13 protein-coding genes are annotated in these 14,422 nt (G+C 74.3%); 11 read left to right on the forward strand and 2 right to left on the reverse strand.

All coding sequences use genetic code 11. The features are described 5' to 3' along the window. The first annotated feature begins 126 nt into the window (after nucleotides 1-126). On the forward strand, nucleotides 127-1,944 hold the full coding sequence (locus ACIP5O_RS04315) for a choice-of-anchor A family protein (protein WP_401288431.1): 1,818 nt from the start codon (nucleotides 127-129) through the stop codon (nucleotides 1,942-1,944). Here the strand turns inward: ACIP5O_RS04315 and ACIP5O_RS04320 are convergent. Then, complete coding sequence (locus ACIP5O_RS04320) at nucleotides 1,916-2,398, reverse strand: heme-degrading domain-containing protein (RefSeq protein ID WP_401288433.1); 483 nt, start codon at nucleotides 2,396-2,398, stop codon at nucleotides 1,916-1,918. The two genes, ACIP5O_RS04315 and ACIP5O_RS04320, sit on opposite strands and share 29 nt — an antisense overlap. Then, complete coding sequence (locus ACIP5O_RS04325) at nucleotides 2,395-3,486, reverse strand: Gfo/Idh/MocA family oxidoreductase (protein WP_401288435.1); 1,092 nt, start codon at nucleotides 3,484-3,486, stop codon at nucleotides 2,395-2,397. Before ACIP5O_RS04325 ends, ACIP5O_RS04320 begins: the two co-directional genes overlap by 4 nt. 56 nt (nucleotides 3,487-3,542) lie before the next feature. Here ACIP5O_RS04325 and ACIP5O_RS04330 point away from each other — a divergent pair, with 56 nt between their 5' ends. The 10 genes from ACIP5O_RS04330 (at nucleotide 3,543) to ACIP5O_RS04375 (ending at nucleotide 14,354) form a co-directional block, all read left to right on the forward strand. Next, nucleotides 3,543-4,610 carry an ROK family protein gene (locus tag ACIP5O_RS04330; RefSeq protein ID WP_401288437.1) on the forward strand — a complete coding sequence of 356 codons (1,068 nt, stop codon included), beginning with the start codon at nucleotides 3,543-3,545 and terminating at the stop codon, nucleotides 4,608-4,610. A 205-nt stretch (nucleotides 4,611-4,815) separates the two neighbouring features. Continuing rightward, complete coding sequence (locus tag ACIP5O_RS04335) at nucleotides 4,816-6,033, forward strand: hypothetical protein (protein WP_401288440.1); 1,218 nt, start codon at nucleotides 4,816-4,818, stop codon at nucleotides 6,031-6,033. Nucleotides 6,034-6,150: 117 nt separating this feature from the next. Beyond that, nucleotides 6,151-6,909 (forward strand): GntR family transcriptional regulator, encoded by a 759-nt coding sequence (locus tag ACIP5O_RS04340; protein WP_401288442.1) that lies wholly within the window; start codon nucleotides 6,151-6,153, stop codon nucleotides 6,907-6,909. 144 nt (nucleotides 6,910-7,053) lie between these two features. Then, nucleotides 7,054-8,175: a TIGR03364 family FAD-dependent oxidoreductase gene (locus ACIP5O_RS04345; protein ID WP_401288445.1), complete on the forward strand. Its 1,122-nt coding sequence runs from the start codon at nucleotides 7,054-7,056 to the stop codon at nucleotides 8,173-8,175. A 5-nt stretch (nucleotides 8,176-8,180) separates the two neighbouring features. After that, nucleotides 8,181-8,867: a phosphonatase-like hydrolase gene (locus ACIP5O_RS04350; protein WP_401288447.1), complete on the forward strand. Its 687-nt coding sequence runs from the start codon at nucleotides 8,181-8,183 to the stop codon at nucleotides 8,865-8,867. Then, nucleotides 8,864-9,958 carry an ABC transporter ATP-binding protein gene (locus tag ACIP5O_RS04355; RefSeq protein WP_401288450.1) on the forward strand — a complete coding sequence of 365 codons (1,095 nt, stop codon included), beginning with the start codon at nucleotides 8,864-8,866 and terminating at the stop codon, nucleotides 9,956-9,958. Before ACIP5O_RS04350 ends, ACIP5O_RS04355 begins: the two co-directional genes overlap by 4 nt. Further along, nucleotides 9,951-10,805 carry a 2-aminoethylphosphonate ABC transporter permease subunit gene (locus ACIP5O_RS04360; RefSeq protein WP_401288452.1) on the forward strand — a complete coding sequence of 285 codons (855 nt, stop codon included), beginning with the start codon at nucleotides 9,951-9,953 and terminating at the stop codon, nucleotides 10,803-10,805. The genes ACIP5O_RS04355 and ACIP5O_RS04360 overlap by 8 nt, the downstream gene beginning before the upstream one ends. Then, on the forward strand, nucleotides 10,792-11,589 hold the full coding sequence (locus tag ACIP5O_RS04365) for an ABC transporter permease (RefSeq protein WP_401288455.1): 798 nt from the start codon (nucleotides 10,792-10,794) through the stop codon (nucleotides 11,587-11,589). Before ACIP5O_RS04360 ends, ACIP5O_RS04365 begins: the two co-directional genes overlap by 14 nt. 28 nt (nucleotides 11,590-11,617) lie before the next feature. Next, complete coding sequence (locus ACIP5O_RS04370; RefSeq protein WP_401288458.1) at nucleotides 11,618-12,676, forward strand: 2-aminoethylphosphonate ABC transporter substrate-binding protein; 1,059 nt, start codon at nucleotides 11,618-11,620, stop codon at nucleotides 12,674-12,676. A 133-nt stretch (nucleotides 12,677-12,809) separates the two neighbouring features. Further along, nucleotides 12,810-14,354, forward strand: a complete 1,545-nt coding sequence (locus tag ACIP5O_RS04375) for an alkaline phosphatase family protein (protein WP_401288460.1) — start codon at nucleotides 12,810-12,812, stop codon at nucleotides 14,352-14,354. Nucleotides 14,355-14,422: the final 68 nt, after the last annotated feature.

Consider the following 14,422-nt stretch of genomic DNA (forward strand, 5'->3'; position numbering starts at 1 on the left):
CGCCCTCCCCGAACGGCCGCTCCTGACCCGCCGTCAGGGGGCGGGCCTGGGCCCTTCCGTTGTGAAAACGGCGACGTCCCGCGTGGGGCGTCGCCATTTTCATGCGCATTTTGCATATTTCCCGATATGGAACGAATTGCGCACGCGCAGTGGCGGGACCGGCGCCGTCTCGCCCTCATCGCCGCGTCCACGGTCGCGGCCACCGCCCTCGTCGGCACCCTGGCCGTCAGCGGCCACGCCGACCCCCTCCCGGGCGGCCTCGGGCCCTGCCTGCCGGGCAACTGCCCCACCACGTACCCCGATCTCAACAGCGCCCCCGTCCAGTACCGCGACAACAACATCAACATCTTCGTCGGCGGTGACTTCCTCGTCCGCGAGGCCGCGGCCGAGGCCGAGGGCAAGGTCGTGGTCCTGGGCGGCTTCGACATGAACAAGCGCGTGGGCGCCTCCGCCGTCTACAACGTCGGGATCGTGGGCGGCGGGTCCCGCGTCCCGCCCGCCAACGGCACCGACTTCCTCACCGTCGGCGAGGACGTGACGGTCGCCGCCGGGCAGCGCCTGCTCACCGAGGAGGGCTCGGTCAGCGGCGTCACGCGGTACGGGGGCACCCGCTCCGGCACGGTGAACCCGGACCCGGTGCAGGACGACGACGCGGCCGCCCCGTACCTCTCGCTCCGCGACCGGCTCACCGACGCGAGCCGGTGCTACGCCTACGTCGACGGCGCCCACCGCGCCACCACCGGCACCGCCGTCAACAGCGGCATGGAGACCCTCTTCACGGGTGACGGCTCCTCGGAGCTCCAGGTCTTCGACGTCGACTTCGACCTGGAGTCCGCGAGCGGCGGGCAGCAGAACATCCGCTTCGAGGGCGTCCCGGCCGGGGCGACCGTCCTCGTCAACGTCTACGGCGCCGACCGCACCGTCGACACGTACATCAACCAGCTGCCGAACGGTCTGCGCGAGCGGGTCCTGTGGAACTTCCCGGACGCCGCGGCGGTGACGTTCGAGGGGACGGCCCAGTTCGCGGGCAGCGTCCTGATCGGCAACCAGGCCAGCACGGCGACCGTGACCATGCCGGGCACGAACGGCCGCTTCTTCACCACCGGCAACCTGACGCACGCGTCGGAGACGACCGGTGGCGGCGGGCAGGAGATGCACGCCTACCCGTTCAACGGGGACCTGCCGTCCTGCGCGGGGCCGACGCCCACGCCGACGCCGACGGACCCGACCCCGACGCCGACGGACCCGACCCCGACGCCGACGGACCCGACGCCCACGCCGACGGAACCCACTCCGACGCCGACGGAGCCGACGCCGACTCCGACCGACCCCACCCCGACTCCCACGGAGCCCACTCCGACGCCGACGGAGCCGACGCCGACGCCGACGGACCCGACGCCCACGCCGACGGACCCCACGCCTACGCCGACGGAGCCGACGCCGACTCCGACCGAGCCGACGCCGACTCCCACGGAACCCACTCCGACCCCGACCGAGCCCACCCCGACCCCCACCGACCACACGAGCGGTGGTTCGTCGGACGGCGGTGGTGACGGCGGTTACGGTGACGACACCGGCGGCTCAGGGGACTCCGGGGGGCACGGCGACTCCGGCGGTACGGGCGGTCCCGGCGGGCACGGCGACTCCGGCGGTACGGGCGGTACGGGCGGTACAGGTGGCCCTGGCGGGCACGGCGACTCCGGCGGCGCCGGTGGCTCCGGCGGCGCCGGTGGTCACAGCACCTCCGGCGGTCACAACGGCACCGGCGGCCACGGCGGCACCGGTGGGTACGGGGACTCCGGCGGCGACCACGGTCCGGACGGCGAGCTCTCCGAGACCGGTGCCGGCACCGGGAAGATCGTCATGGGCGTCACCGCGATCGCCCTCGCCCTCGGCGGCGGCGTCCTCGTGATGATCAGCCGGCGTCGGCGCCGTACGCACTGAGCAACCGCTCCAGCGCCTCGACGACCAGGGCGTGATCCTCGGCCTGCGGCAGCCCCGAGACCGTGACCGAGCCGATCACCCCCGCGCCATCGACCCCGATCGGGAACGACCCGCCATGGGCGGCGTACCGGCCGGGGTCGAGGCGCGAGGACGCCTCGAACGTCGTCCCCTTGGCCCGGAACCGGGCCCCGACCAGGAACGAGCTCTCGCCGTACCGTTCGACGACCCGCCGCTTGCGGTCGATCCAGGCGTCGTTGTCCGCGCTGGACCCCGGCAGCGCGCAGTGGAACAGCTGCTGCGCCCCGCGCCGCACGTCGATCGCCACGGGCGCCTTCCGCTCCCGGGCCAGGGAGACCAGGAGCGTGCCGAGCGCCCAGGCGTCCTCGTGCGTGAAGCGGGGGAGGACCAACCGGGCTTCCTGCTCCTCCAGTCCGACGACCTCGGAGCTGCTCACGGCGTCACCGTGATCCCCTCGCGGGCCGACTTCCGCGCCGCCTCCAGGACGGCGAGGGCGTCGGCGGCCTCGTGCGCGGTGACCGGGTTCGCGCCCGTGCCGCGCAGGGCGGCGGCGACGGCCGCGTAGTACGCCGGGTAGGCGCCGGGCAGCGACTCGACCGGGTCTCCGCCGCCGGTCAGCGGCGACTCGCCGGCGCCGAGCCGGCCCCACAGCTCTTCCGGCTCCACGCCCCACGCCGCCCCGGGTTCCGGCCGCAGTCCGTCGCGCAGGGCGGCCTCCTGGGGATCGAGTCCGTACTTCACGAAGCCCGCGCGCTGCCCGAGCACCCGGAACCGGGGGCCGAGCTGGGCGGTGGTGGCGCTCACGTACAGGTGCGAGCGGACCCCGTTCGCGTGGGTGAGCGCGAGGAAGGTGTCGTCGTCGGCCTCGGCGCCCGGCCGGCGCACGTCCGACTCGGCGTACACCGAGACCACCGGGCCGAAGAGGACGAGGGCCTGGTCGACGACGTGGCTGCCCAGGTCGTACAGGAGCCCGCCGATCTCCTCCGGCGCCCCCGACTCGCGCCAGCCGCCCTTGGGCTTCGGCCGCCACCGCTCGAAGCGGGACTCGAAGCGCTGGACCTCGCCGAGCGCGTCCTCGTCGAGGAGCCGGCGCAGGGTGCGGAAGTCGCTGTCCCAGCGGCGGTTCTGGAAGACGGAGAGCAGCAGGCCCCGCTCCTCGGCGAGGGCGGCGAGGCCGCGCGCCTCGGCGGCGGTCCCGGCGAGCGGCTTGTCGACGACGACCGGGAGGCCCGCCTCCAGGGCGGCCGTGGCGACCTCGACGTGCGTCTTGTTGGGGGAGGCGACCACGACCAGGTCCAGCTCCTCCGCGCCCGGCGCCCACAGCTCCTCGGGCTTCGCCGCCACCCGTACGCCCGGATGGGCGGCGCGCGCCTCGGCGGCCCGCTCGGGGTTGCCGGTGGTGACGGCGGCGAGGACGAGGTCCTCGGAGGCGGCGATCAGCGGAGCGTGGAAGACGGAGCCCGCGAGGCCGTAGCCGACGAGTCCGACGCGGAGGGGGGTGCGGGGGGAGTCGGTGCCAGTCATGCTCCTCACTTAAGCAACGCTGTTGCCGAAGTGCAAGCGGCGGTGACAATGGGGACGTGAGGAAAGACCTGGGTGGAGTGAACGTACCGGCGCTGCGCAGCCACAACGCCGCGCTCGTGCTCGATCTGCTGCGCGGGGCGGGGGAGACCGGGATCAGCCGTCTGGAGCTGGCCGAGCGGACCGGGCTCACCCCGCAGGCCGTCAGCAAGATCACCGCGCGGCTGCGGGCCGAGGGCCTCGCGACGGAGGCGGGCCACCGGGCCTCGACCGGCGGCAAGCCCCGTACGGTCCTGCGCCTGGTGCCCTCCGCCGCGCACGCCGTCGGCGTCCACCTCGACCGCGACGAGCTGACGACCCTCCTGACCGACCTCGCGGGCACGGCCGTGGCACTCCGCCGCCGCCCGGTGGACCTGGGCGCGGGGGCCGGGCCGGTCCTGGACGCGGTGACGGAGGAGGTACGGGCGCTGCTCGGGGAGGGCGGGGAGGGGCGGACCGTCCTCGGCGCCGGGGTCGCCATGCCCGGCCCCCTGGACCACCGGGCCGGGGTGCCCGGCCGGGTCACGGGCTTCCCCGAGTGGGCCGGCCACCCGGTCCGCGCTGAGCTGGCCCGCCGCCTCGGCCTCCCCGTCGTCCTCGACAAGGACACCAACGCCGCCGCCCTCGGCCTCGCCCTGCGGCCCGGCGCCCCCGGCTCCTTCGCCTACGTCCACCTCGGTACGGGCCTCGGCGCCGGCCTCGTCCTCGGCGGCGCGCCGCTGCGCGGGGACAGGACCGGGGCGGGCGAGCTGGGCCACCAGACCGTCCAGCTCGACGGGCCGCCGTGCGGCTGCGGCGGGCGCGGCTGCCTGGAGGTCCTGTGTCTGGCGGCGGTCGCGCGCGGCGAGCGCGCCGGGGCCGCGCGGATCCTGGGGGCCGGCGCCGCCAACCTCGTACGCCTCCTCGACATCGACCAGGTCCTCCTGGGCGGCCGGGTGGTGCTCGCCGCGCCGGAGGTCTTCGCGGACGGGGTGCGGGAGGTCCTCGCCGGCCTCGGACTGACGGCCCCGGTGGGCGTCGTCGCGGAACGGGACGCGGTGGCGGAGGGGGCGGCGTGGCTGACCCTGGCGCCGGTCTTCGGGAAGTAGGCGGGCTGCCCCCGTCTCCTCGGCCCGGTGGGGCCCGGTGGGGCCCGGTGGGGCCCGGTGGGGCCGATGATCGGAAAGTAGGCTGATCGGGCGGATTCCCGGCCCTTCCGGAGGAGCCCCCGGTGTCGCCTTCCCGGCCCGCCCCCTCCCGTGTGGCAGCGTCGCGGCCGTCCCCCTGCCCGCGATCAGCAAAGGCACCGGCACCATGGCATCCGCACCCCTGCGACTGCGCAGCGTCCGCGCCGTGACCGTGGCGACCGCCGTGGCGGCCCCCTTCGCGCTCGCGGCCCCGGCCCCGGCGACGACGGCGGCGACCCCCGCCCCGGCGGCAACGGCCCCCGGCCCGGGGGCGGCCGCCCCCGCCGCCCCCGAACCCCCCGGCGCCCCGCGGCCCCCCGACGCGCCCGTCATCCCCGCCCCCGACCCGCCCACCCCCGGGTGCGGCATCCCGGACGACGGCGCCTTTCCGCTCGACACCCGGATCCACGGCGGCCCGGCCGGCTACGCGGCGGGCGGCCCCTTCCGGGACTGGCGGCTCGACCTCACGAACACCACCGGGTCGCCCTGCTCCGGCGTCCACCCGGTGCTCGTCCTCACCGACCGCGACCGCGCCCTGCGGCCCGAGCAGATCCGCTTCGAGTTCTACGACGCCGGGGCCGCGCGCTGGCACCCCGTGGCCTTCCAGGAGACCTCGGAGGCCGAGAACGTGGGCGTGTTCACCGACTTCGGCGGCTTCGCCGTCCCCGCGGGCGAGACCCTCACCGTGCCCGTGCGCCTGGCCTTCGGCGCGGAAACCGCCCCCGGCGAGGTCGTGGTCAACGCGGCGATCGTCCAGCGCCGGGGCGCGGACGGGGACTGGATCGGGGACTCCGGCGACTACCGCCTGACCGTCGGCCCGCCCGACCCGGACGCCCCGGCCGAGCCCCCCGGCCCCACCGCCCCACCCGTGACCACGGCTCCGGCCGACCCCGCCGAACCGCCGAGGAGCACGGAGCGGCCGACGGGCACGGAGAGCGCGAAGCCGTCGGAGCCGTGGGAACCGTCGAAGCCGTCGGCGCCGCCCAAGGCGTCGCAGCAGCCGGCGAAACCGGTCGGCCCCACCGCCCCCGCCGCCCCGACGCGATCGAAGCCCCCCGCGCCCACCACTCCCACCCGGCCCTCCCCGTCCGGAGGGACGCTCGGGGAGACGCCCGGGGAGACACCCGGAGAGGCATCCGGGAAGACCCCCGAGAAGGCCCCCGGGAAGCCCCCCGGGAAGACCCCCGGAGAGGCGCCCACCACCGCACCCCCCGGCACCCCCGAACTCGCCCACACCGGACGCGCGTCGGACGCCCGCGCCCGGGCCCTCGCCCCCTTCGCCGCCGCGCTGCTCCTGCTCGGCGCCGCCCTCGTCCGCGCGGGCCGCCGCCACCGGCGCCCCTGAACCGCGCGCCCCGCGCACAGGGCACCCCGTACCCCCGGGCCCGCCGCCAGGCGCCCCGCACCGCCGCGCCACCCTCCGTACACCTCCCCGTTCACCCCCGTCTGCGACCATCCCCCGGTGAACTACCAGAGCACTCCCGGCGCCCCCGTCCGCTCCGGCGTCCCCGAGCACGGGCGCGTCCCCAAGTACTACGCCGTCAAGGCGAAACTCGCCGTGATGGTCGACGAGTTGGGGGAGGGCGGGCTGCTGCCCACCGAGCGCGACCTCGCCGTCCGGTACGAGGTGTCCCGCGAGACCGTCCGGCAGGCGATCCGCGAACTCCTCCTGGAGGGACGGCTGCGCCGCCAGGGCCGGGGCACGGTCGTCGCGGGGCCCAAGCTCGAACAGCCCCTCTCGCTCGCCAGCTACACGGAGGGCGTGCGCCGCCAGGGCCGCCGCCCCGGCCGCAGCCTGATCTCGCTCGACCGCTTCCCCTGCCCGGAGGCGCTCGCCCCCGAGGTCGGCGCCGAACGCGGCGAGCCCGTCTGGCACATGGAGCGGGTGCTGCTCGCCGACGACGAGCGCGTCGGCCTGGAGAGCACGTACGTCTCCGAGGCCCGCGCCCCGCGCCTGGACGCCGACTTCGACCCGGACTCCTCCTTCTACGCCTACCTCCACGACCGGCTCGGCATCGTGTTCGGCGACGCCGACGAGCGCATCGAGACCGTGCTCGCGACCCCGCGCGAGGCCCTGCTCATCGGCACGCCGCCCGCCCTCCCGATGCTGCTGCTCCACCGCGTCTCCCGGGACACCGCCGGACGGCCCCTGGAGCGCGTCCGCACCCTCTACCGGGGCGACCGCTTCAGCTTCACCACCCACCTGGGCCGCCAGGACTGACGGGATCGAAGGGACGAGGACCCGCCCCGAAAGCTCGCGGCATCACAAGAAGGTAACGGGTCTGGTCCAAGTTTGGCGGCCCGTTCACCGTCCCGTCGTCCACCGGCCCCGTCCGGGCCACCCGCCCCCGCGACCGTCGTCGGCATGAAGGTGATCGTCGTAGGAGCCGGCGTGGTGGGAACCATGCACGCCTGGCACGCAGTGGAACGCGGCCACGAGGTCGTACACATCGAGCGCGAGGCCGAGGCGCGCGGCGCCTCCCTCCGCAACTTCGGGCAGATCTGGGTGAGCGGCCGCGCCGGCGGGGAGGAGCTCGACACCGCCCTGCGCGCCCGCGAACTGTGGGAGGGTATCGGCGCCCGCGTCCCCGGGCTCGGCTTCCGGGCCATCGGCTCCCTCACCCCCGTGCGCAACGCGCTCGAACTCGCCGTCGCCGAGGCCGCCCTGGCCCGCCCCGACGCCGCCGCCCGCGGCTACAAGCTGCTCACGGCCGACGAGGCCCGCGCGGTCAACCCGGCCCTGCGCGGGGAGTTCGAGGCCGCGCTCCGGTGCGAGCGGGACGCCGCCGTCGAGCCCCGCACCGCCCAACTCGCCCTCCGCGAGGCCCTCCTCGCCACCGGCAAGTACACCTTCCTGCCGAACAGGGAGGTCCGCGAGGTCGTCGGCGAGCACGCCGTCCGCGACGACCGCGGCGAGGTCCACAGCGGCGACGCCGTCGTCCTGTGCACCGGCGCCTGGCTCTCCGGCCTCGTCCGCGAGGTCGCCGGCGAGGTCCCGGTCCGCCGGGTCCGCCTCCAGATGATGCAGACCGACCCCCTCGGCGAACCGCTCACCACCTCCGTCGCGGACGCCGACTCCTTCCGCTACTACCCGGCCTACGCCTCCGACGCCCTCGACGCGCTCAACGCGGGCCAGGCGCAGGACCCCACCGCCGCCGCCCACAGGATGCAGCTCCTCATGGTGCAGCGCCTCGACGGCGGACTGACCATCGGCGACACCCACGAGTACGAGCACCCCTTCGCCTTCGACACCCTCGAAGACCCCTACGAGCACCTCACCCGCGTCGTCGAGTCCTTCCTCGGCCGCCCGCTGCCGAAGATCAGGCGCCGCTGGGCCGGGGTGTACGCGCAGTGCGTCGACACCACCCGGGTCGTGCACCGCCAGCGGGTCCGCGACGGCGTGTGGCTGGTGACCGGACCCGGCGGCCGGGGCATGACCTGCTCGCCCGCCGTCGCCGAGACGACCGCGAACGAACTGGGCTGGTGAATCCCGTGACCACGAAGAACACGTACGACCTCGTCGTCCTCGACATGGCCGGCACCACCGTCGCCGACGACGGCCTCGTCGAGCAGGCCTTCACGGTCGCCGCCGAGCGCCTCGGCGAGGACCCGGCCGCGATGATCGGCCACGTCCGCGCCACCATGGGCGAGTCGAAGATCTCCGTCTTCCGCCACCTCCTCGGCGGCGACGAGCAGCGCGCACAGCAGGCCAACCTCGCCTTCGAGGAGGCGTACGGAGAGCTCGTCGCCGACGGCAGGATCGCCCCGATCCCCGGCGCCGCCGAGACGATCGCCGCCCTCCAGGAGCAGGGCAGGACCGTCGTCCTCACCACCGGCTTCGCCCGGGTCACCCAGGACGCCATCCTCGACGCCCTCGGCTGGCGCGACCTCGTCGGCCTCACCCTCTGTCCGGCCGACACCGGCGGCCGGGGCCGCCCGTACCCCGACATGGTCCTCGGCGCGTTCCTCCGCACCGGCGCCGTCGACGACGTGCGCCGGATCGCGGTCGCCGGCGACACCTCGTACGACATGCTCTCCGGCGTCCGCGCCGGCGCAGGGATCGTGGCGGGCGTCCTGACCGGCGCCCACGGCGAGGCCGCGCTGACGGAGCACGGCGCCACCCGCGTCCTCGCCTCCGTCGCCGAACTCCCCGAGCTGGTGCGGGAGTACGAGGCATGACCACGGACGTACGAAGGGCGACCACGGAAGCGCGGGGAACGACCAGCGGCATCCGCTTCGACGCCGTCTCCGTCGCCTACGGCTCCACCACCGTCCTGGACTCCCTGGACCTGACGGTGGAGCCCGGCGAGGTCATGGCCCTCCTCGGGCCCTCCGGCTCCGGCAAGACGACCGCGCTGCGGGCCGTCGCCGGGTTCGTCCGGCCGGTCTCCGGGCGGGTGTTCATCGGGGACCGGGACGTCACCGACCTGCCGCCGTACCGGCGCGGGATCGGCATGGTCGTCCAGCAGTACGCCCTCTTCCCCCACCTCAGGGTGGACGCCAACGTCGCCTTCGGCCTCAAGGCCCGCAAGGTGCCCAAGGCCGAGATCCCCGGGCGGGTCGCCGAGGCCCTGGAGATGACCGGCATGGCCGACTACGCCCGCCGCCACCCCCGGGAGCTCTCCGGCGGGCAGCAGCAGCGCGTCGCCATCGCCCGCGCCCTCGCCGTGCGCCCCGACGTCCTCCTCCTCGACGAACCGCTCTCGGCGCTCGACGCGCAGCTGCGCTCCGGGATGCTGGCCGAACTGGCCCGGCTCCACCGCGAACTGCCCGACGTGTCGATCCTGTACGTCACCCACGACCAGGTCGAGGCGCTGACCCTGGCCGACCGGATCGCCGTCATGGACCGGGCCCGGCTCCGGGACTGCGGCACCCCGCAGGACCTGTACCGCAGGCCCCGCACCGAGTTCACGGCCTCCTTCGTCGGCAACGCCAACCTGCTGCCGGTGACGGTGGGCGCGGACGGGGTGACCCTGGGCGGGACCGCGCTGAAGGTGGAGACCGGGGGAGCGGCACCGGGCGCCGGCGCCACCCTCTGCGTCCGGCCCCACCTCGTCGGCCTCGGCGACGGCCCGAACGCGCTCCGGGGCCGGATCGCCGAGGTCCAGTGGCGCGGCTCCACCCACCGGCTGTACGTGGAGGTGGCAGGCCACCGGGTGAAGGCGGACGTCCGCGAGCTGCGGGAGACGCCCCCGCTGGGGACCGAGGTCACCCTGCACTTCGCCCCCGAGGACGCGGTGCTGCTCACGGCGGGGGTGACCGGTGGCTAGCGCCGTCACCACGGCCGCCCCGGCCGCACCCCCCGCGAGGAAGCCCCGCGCCACCCCCGCCTGGGTCTGGGCCCTGCCCCCCGTCGCCGTCCTCGGCCTCGTCTTCCTCTACCCGCTCGCCCTCGTCGTCCGGGAGTCCCTGGCCCCCGGCGCGTACGCCGCCGTCCTCGGCTCCGCGTCCTTCCGCGAGGCCCTCGTCACCACCGTGTGGATCGCCGTCGCGGCCACCGCCGGCTGCCTGGTCCTCGGCTTCGCCCTCGCGCTCGTCATCGCGTTCGTGCCCTTCCCCGGCGCGAAGGCGGTGGCGAAGTTCATCGACGTCTTCCTCTCCTTCCCGTCCTTCCTGATCACGCTCGCCCTGCTGTTCCTCTACGGCACGGTCGGCATGGCCAACGGGATCTGGACGGACGCCACCGGCGCCGCGACCGGACCCTTCCGGTTCCTGACCACGCCGTGGGGCGTGCTCCTCGCCGAGATCACGTACTTCACCCCGTTCGTGATGCGCCCGCTGCTCGCCGCCTTCTCGCAGATGGAGACGGCCCAACTGGAGGTGGCGTCCTCGCTCGGCGCCCGGCCGCCGCGGATCGTCCGGCAGGTGATCCTGCCCGAGGCGCTGCCCGCGCTCGCCGCCGGCGGCAGCCTCGTCCTCGTCCTGTGCCTCAACGAGTTCGGGATCGTCCTCTTCACCGGCGCCAAGGGCGTCACGACCCTCCCGATGCTCGTCTACGGCAAGGCGATCCTCGAATCCGACTACGCCGCCGCCTGCGTCGTCGCCGTCGTCAACGTCGCCCTCTCCACCGGTCTCCACGCCCTCTACCGAGGGGTGAGCCGCCGTGCTGGTGCATAGCCGTACGGGAAGGTGGACGGCCTGGGCCCTGTTCGCCGTCCTCTTCGTGCCGCTCTTCGCCCTGCCCCTCCTCGTCGTCCTCGCCGCCTCCTTCTCCACCCACTGGTCCGGCGCCTTCCCCTCCGGACCGACCACCGCCCACTACGCGGCGGCCGTGCGCGGCGAGTCCCTCCAGGCCCTGACCACCAGCCTGGTCACGGCCGTCACCGCCAGCCTGATCGCGCTGACCGCCGGCACCTGGGCGGCGCTCGCCTCGGCGGCCCTGGGGAAGCGGGGCCGGCGGATCGTGGACGCCCTCTTCATGCTGCCGGTCGCCGTGCCGTCGGTGGTGGTCGGCCTCGCCGTCCTCGTCGCCTTCTCGCAGCCGCCGGTGCTCCTCAACGGCACCCGCTGGATCGTGGTCCTGGCCCACACCGTGCTCGTCACCGCCTTCGCCCACCAGTCGGTCGCGGCCGCGATCCGGCGCCTGGACCCGATGTACGAGCAGGCGGCGGCCGGTCTCGGCGCCCGCCCCTCGTACGTCCTGCTCCGGGTGAGGCTCCCGCTCCTGCTGCCGTCCCTGAACGCGGCCGCCGGGCTCTGCTTCGCCCTCTCCATGGGCGAGCTGAGCGCCACGATGATGCTCTACCCGCCGGACTGGCTGCCGCTGCCGGTGCTCATCTTCACCGCCACCGACCGCGGCTCCCTCTTCACCGGCTCGGCGCTCGCCGTGGTCCTCATGGCCACGACGCTGCTCGCCCTGCTCGCCGTCTCCCGCGTCCGCACCAAAGCCTCGTACCGCTGAGCCCGTACCGACAGGAGAGAACAACGTCATGCTTACGCACGTCAGGCCGGTCGCCGCCCTCACCGGCGCCCTCGTCCTCGCCGCCTCCCTCACCGCCTGCGGCGGCTCCACCGCCGCCTCCGACGAGAAGGTCGTCACCGTCTACAGCGCCGACGGCCTCAAGGGCGAGGCGGGCGACGGCTGGTACGACAAGGTCTTCGAGGACTTCGAGAAGCAGACCGGCATCAAGGTGAAGTACGTCGAGGGCGGCTCCGGCGAGATGGTGCAGCGCGCCCTCCGCGAGAAGAGCAACACCCAGGCCGACGTCCTCGTCACCCTGCCGCCCTTCATCCAGCAGGCCGGCTCCAAGGGGCTGCTCCAGGCGTACGCGCCGCAGGGCTCCGACCGGGTGGACGGCGCCGACAAGGCGGCCGACGGCACCTGGACCTCCGTCGTCAACAACTACTTCGGCTTCGTCCACAACAAGAAGGAGCTGCCGACCGCTCCGAAGACCTGGGAGGAGCTGCTCGACGGGAAGTACGAGAACCGGCTCCAGTACTCCACCCCCGGCGTCGCGGGCGACGGCACCGCCGTCCTCATCAAGGCCATGCACGACTTCGGGGGCCGCGAACCGGCCATGGAGTACCTGAAGAAGCTCCAGGCCAACAACGTCGGCCCGTCCTCCTCCACCTCCAAGCTCGCCCCCAAGGTGGACAAGGGCGAACTCCTCGTCGCCAACGGCGACGTCCAGATGAACTTCGCCCAGGCCAAGTCCATGCCGAACCTCGGCATCTGGTTCCCGGCCAAGGGGAACGGGAAGCCCACCACCTTCGCCCTGCCGTACGCCGCCGGCCTGGTGAACGAAGCCCCGCACACCGAGAACGGCAAGAAGCTCCTCGACTTCCTGCTGAGCGAGGGCGCCCAGCGCGAGGTCAGCGCCGTCGGCGGCGGCTTCCCGGCCCGCAAGGACGTCAAGCCCACCGACGCCAACGCCCTCGCCCTCGCCGAGCTCCTGGAGGGCGTCGAGGTCTTCGAGCCGGACTGGGCCGACATCGACGCGAACCTGACGGCGTACGTCGACGCGTGGAAGTCCGCCACCGGAAGCTGAGAGTTCACCGTACGACCCTGGACCGCCTCCGCAGATCGCGGAAGGATAACGGGTACGGACCCAATGCCCCTGAGACGTCAGGGGCGTTGGCCCGTTCCGGCTCCCTTTCGTCCCTTCCACGGAGGACCCCGACATGCCGCTCACCGGCATCTCCCGCCGCACCGTGCTCGCCGCCGCCGGCGCCACCGCGGCCGTCGCCGCCACCGGACTCGCCACCGCCCCCGCCGCCTCGGCCGCCACGACCGCCGCCCCGACGCTCCCCGAGGGCACCAGCAAGGACAAGGTGCTCGTCGTCGGCATGGACGGCCTGCGGTACGACCGGATCGACGCCGCCCGGGCCCCCGCGCTCAAGTCCCTGATGGCGAACGGCACCTACGGCCGCTCCCTGCTCTACGCCAACCCGATGGCCGCCACCTCCTCCGGTCCCGGCTGGTCCACGATCTCCACCGGCGTCTGGCCCGACAAGCACGGCGTGAAGGACAACACCTTCACCGGCAAGAACTACGGCCAGTACCCCGGCTTCCTCGCCCGCCTGAACCAGGTCCGCCCCGGCCTCTCCCTCTTCGCCGCCGTCGACTGGCCCGAGCTGGACACCCACGGCACCGTCACCCCCGGCGCCGACGCCAAGCTCGTCTACAACAACGACTACGTCGTCAACGACAAGGTGATCACCGACATCACCGAGGACGTCCTGCGCAACCAGAACCCCGACGTCCTCTTCGTCTACTTCGGCGAGACCGACGAGATCGGCCACACCTACGGCGCCGCGCACGCCAAGTACCTCGAAGCCATCGACGTCCAGGACGCCTACCTGGGCCGGCTCCTCGCCGCGATCAAGGCCCGCCCGTCGTACGCCACGGAGCGCTGGACGGTCGTCGTCGCCACCGACCACGGCCACACCAACGCCGGCGGCCACGGCGGCTCCAGCATCGAGGAGCGGCGCACCTTCGTCCTCGCCCAGGGTCCCGGCATCGCCGCCGGCGCCCGCCCGATCGACACCCGGCTCGTCGACGTCGCCGCCACCGTCTTCCGCCAGCTCGGCATCGCCCCCGACCCGTCCTGGGGCCTGGACGGCAAGCCGGTCCAGGAGCGCTCCACCGACCCCTTCGACACCCTGTACGGGTCGCTGACCGGCCGCGTCGACGAGACCGGCATCCCCGCCGGGGTCCTCGGCTTCACCCACACCGCGCCCGGCGGCTGGTCCGTCATCAACAACGCGATGGGCACCGGCGGCGTGACCGAGTGGCGCGGCTGGTCCTTCGCCACCGACGAGTTCTGGTCCCGCTCCCAGCGCGACCAGTCCCGCGAGCTGAACGTGCGGTCCCGGGGCGTCTTCGCCGTCGCCGACTCCGACGAGTGGGCCGACAAGACCTTCTCGGGGACGTACGACTCCACCCTGGTCACGCCCGCGCACAACGTCTCGGGCGCGTCCTCGGTCACCCTCGGCTTCACCACCCTCTACCGCCAGGAGGGCTCCCAGACCGCCCAGGTCCTGGCGAGCTTCAACGGCGGCGCCCCGACCGTCGTCAAGAGCTACACCGCCGACGTCCTCTCTCAGGCCCAGTCCCTCACGGTCCCGGTCCCCTCCGGCGCCTCCACCGTGAGCTTCCGCTTCCGCTACACCGGCTCCAACAACTGGTACTGGACGATCGACGGGGTCAAGATCACTGCTTCCTGATTACGCTGGGGGCGTCGCCACAGCGCAGTCGCGGCGCCCCCAGCACCCCGCACGACATGCACGGCAGG

Origin of the sequence: Streptomyces sp. NPDC088915, from assembly GCF_044749825.1 — a bacterium.
GTDB lineage: Bacteria > Actinomycetota > Actinomycetes > Streptomycetales > Streptomycetaceae > Streptomyces.

Excerpts from the sequence above, each read along its gene's own strand:
- ACIP5O_RS04315 (WP_401288431.1), top strand. The coding sequence starts at position 127 with ATGGAACGAATTGCGCACGCGCAGTGGCGGGACCGGCGCCGTCTCGCC.
- ACIP5O_RS04325 (WP_401288435.1), bottom strand. The coding sequence starts at position 3,486 with ATGACTGGCACCGACTCCCCCCGCACCCCCCTCCGCGTCGGACTCGTC.
- ACIP5O_RS04335 (WP_401288440.1), top strand. The coding sequence starts at position 4,816 with ATGGCATCCGCACCCCTGCGACTGCGCAGCGTCCGCGCCGTGACCGTG.
- ACIP5O_RS04345 (WP_401288445.1), top strand. The coding sequence starts at position 7,054 with ATGAAGGTGATCGTCGTAGGAGCCGGCGTGGTGGGAACCATGCACGCC.
- ACIP5O_RS04355 (WP_401288450.1), top strand. The coding sequence starts at position 8,864 with ATGACCACGGACGTACGAAGGGCGACCACGGAAGCGCGGGGAACGACC.
- ACIP5O_RS04370 (WP_401288458.1), top strand. The coding sequence starts at position 11,618 with ATGCTTACGCACGTCAGGCCGGTCGCCGCCCTCACCGGCGCCCTCGTC.
- ACIP5O_RS04375 (WP_401288460.1), top strand. The coding sequence starts at position 12,810 with ATGCCGCTCACCGGCATCTCCCGCCGCACCGTGCTCGCCGCCGCCGGC.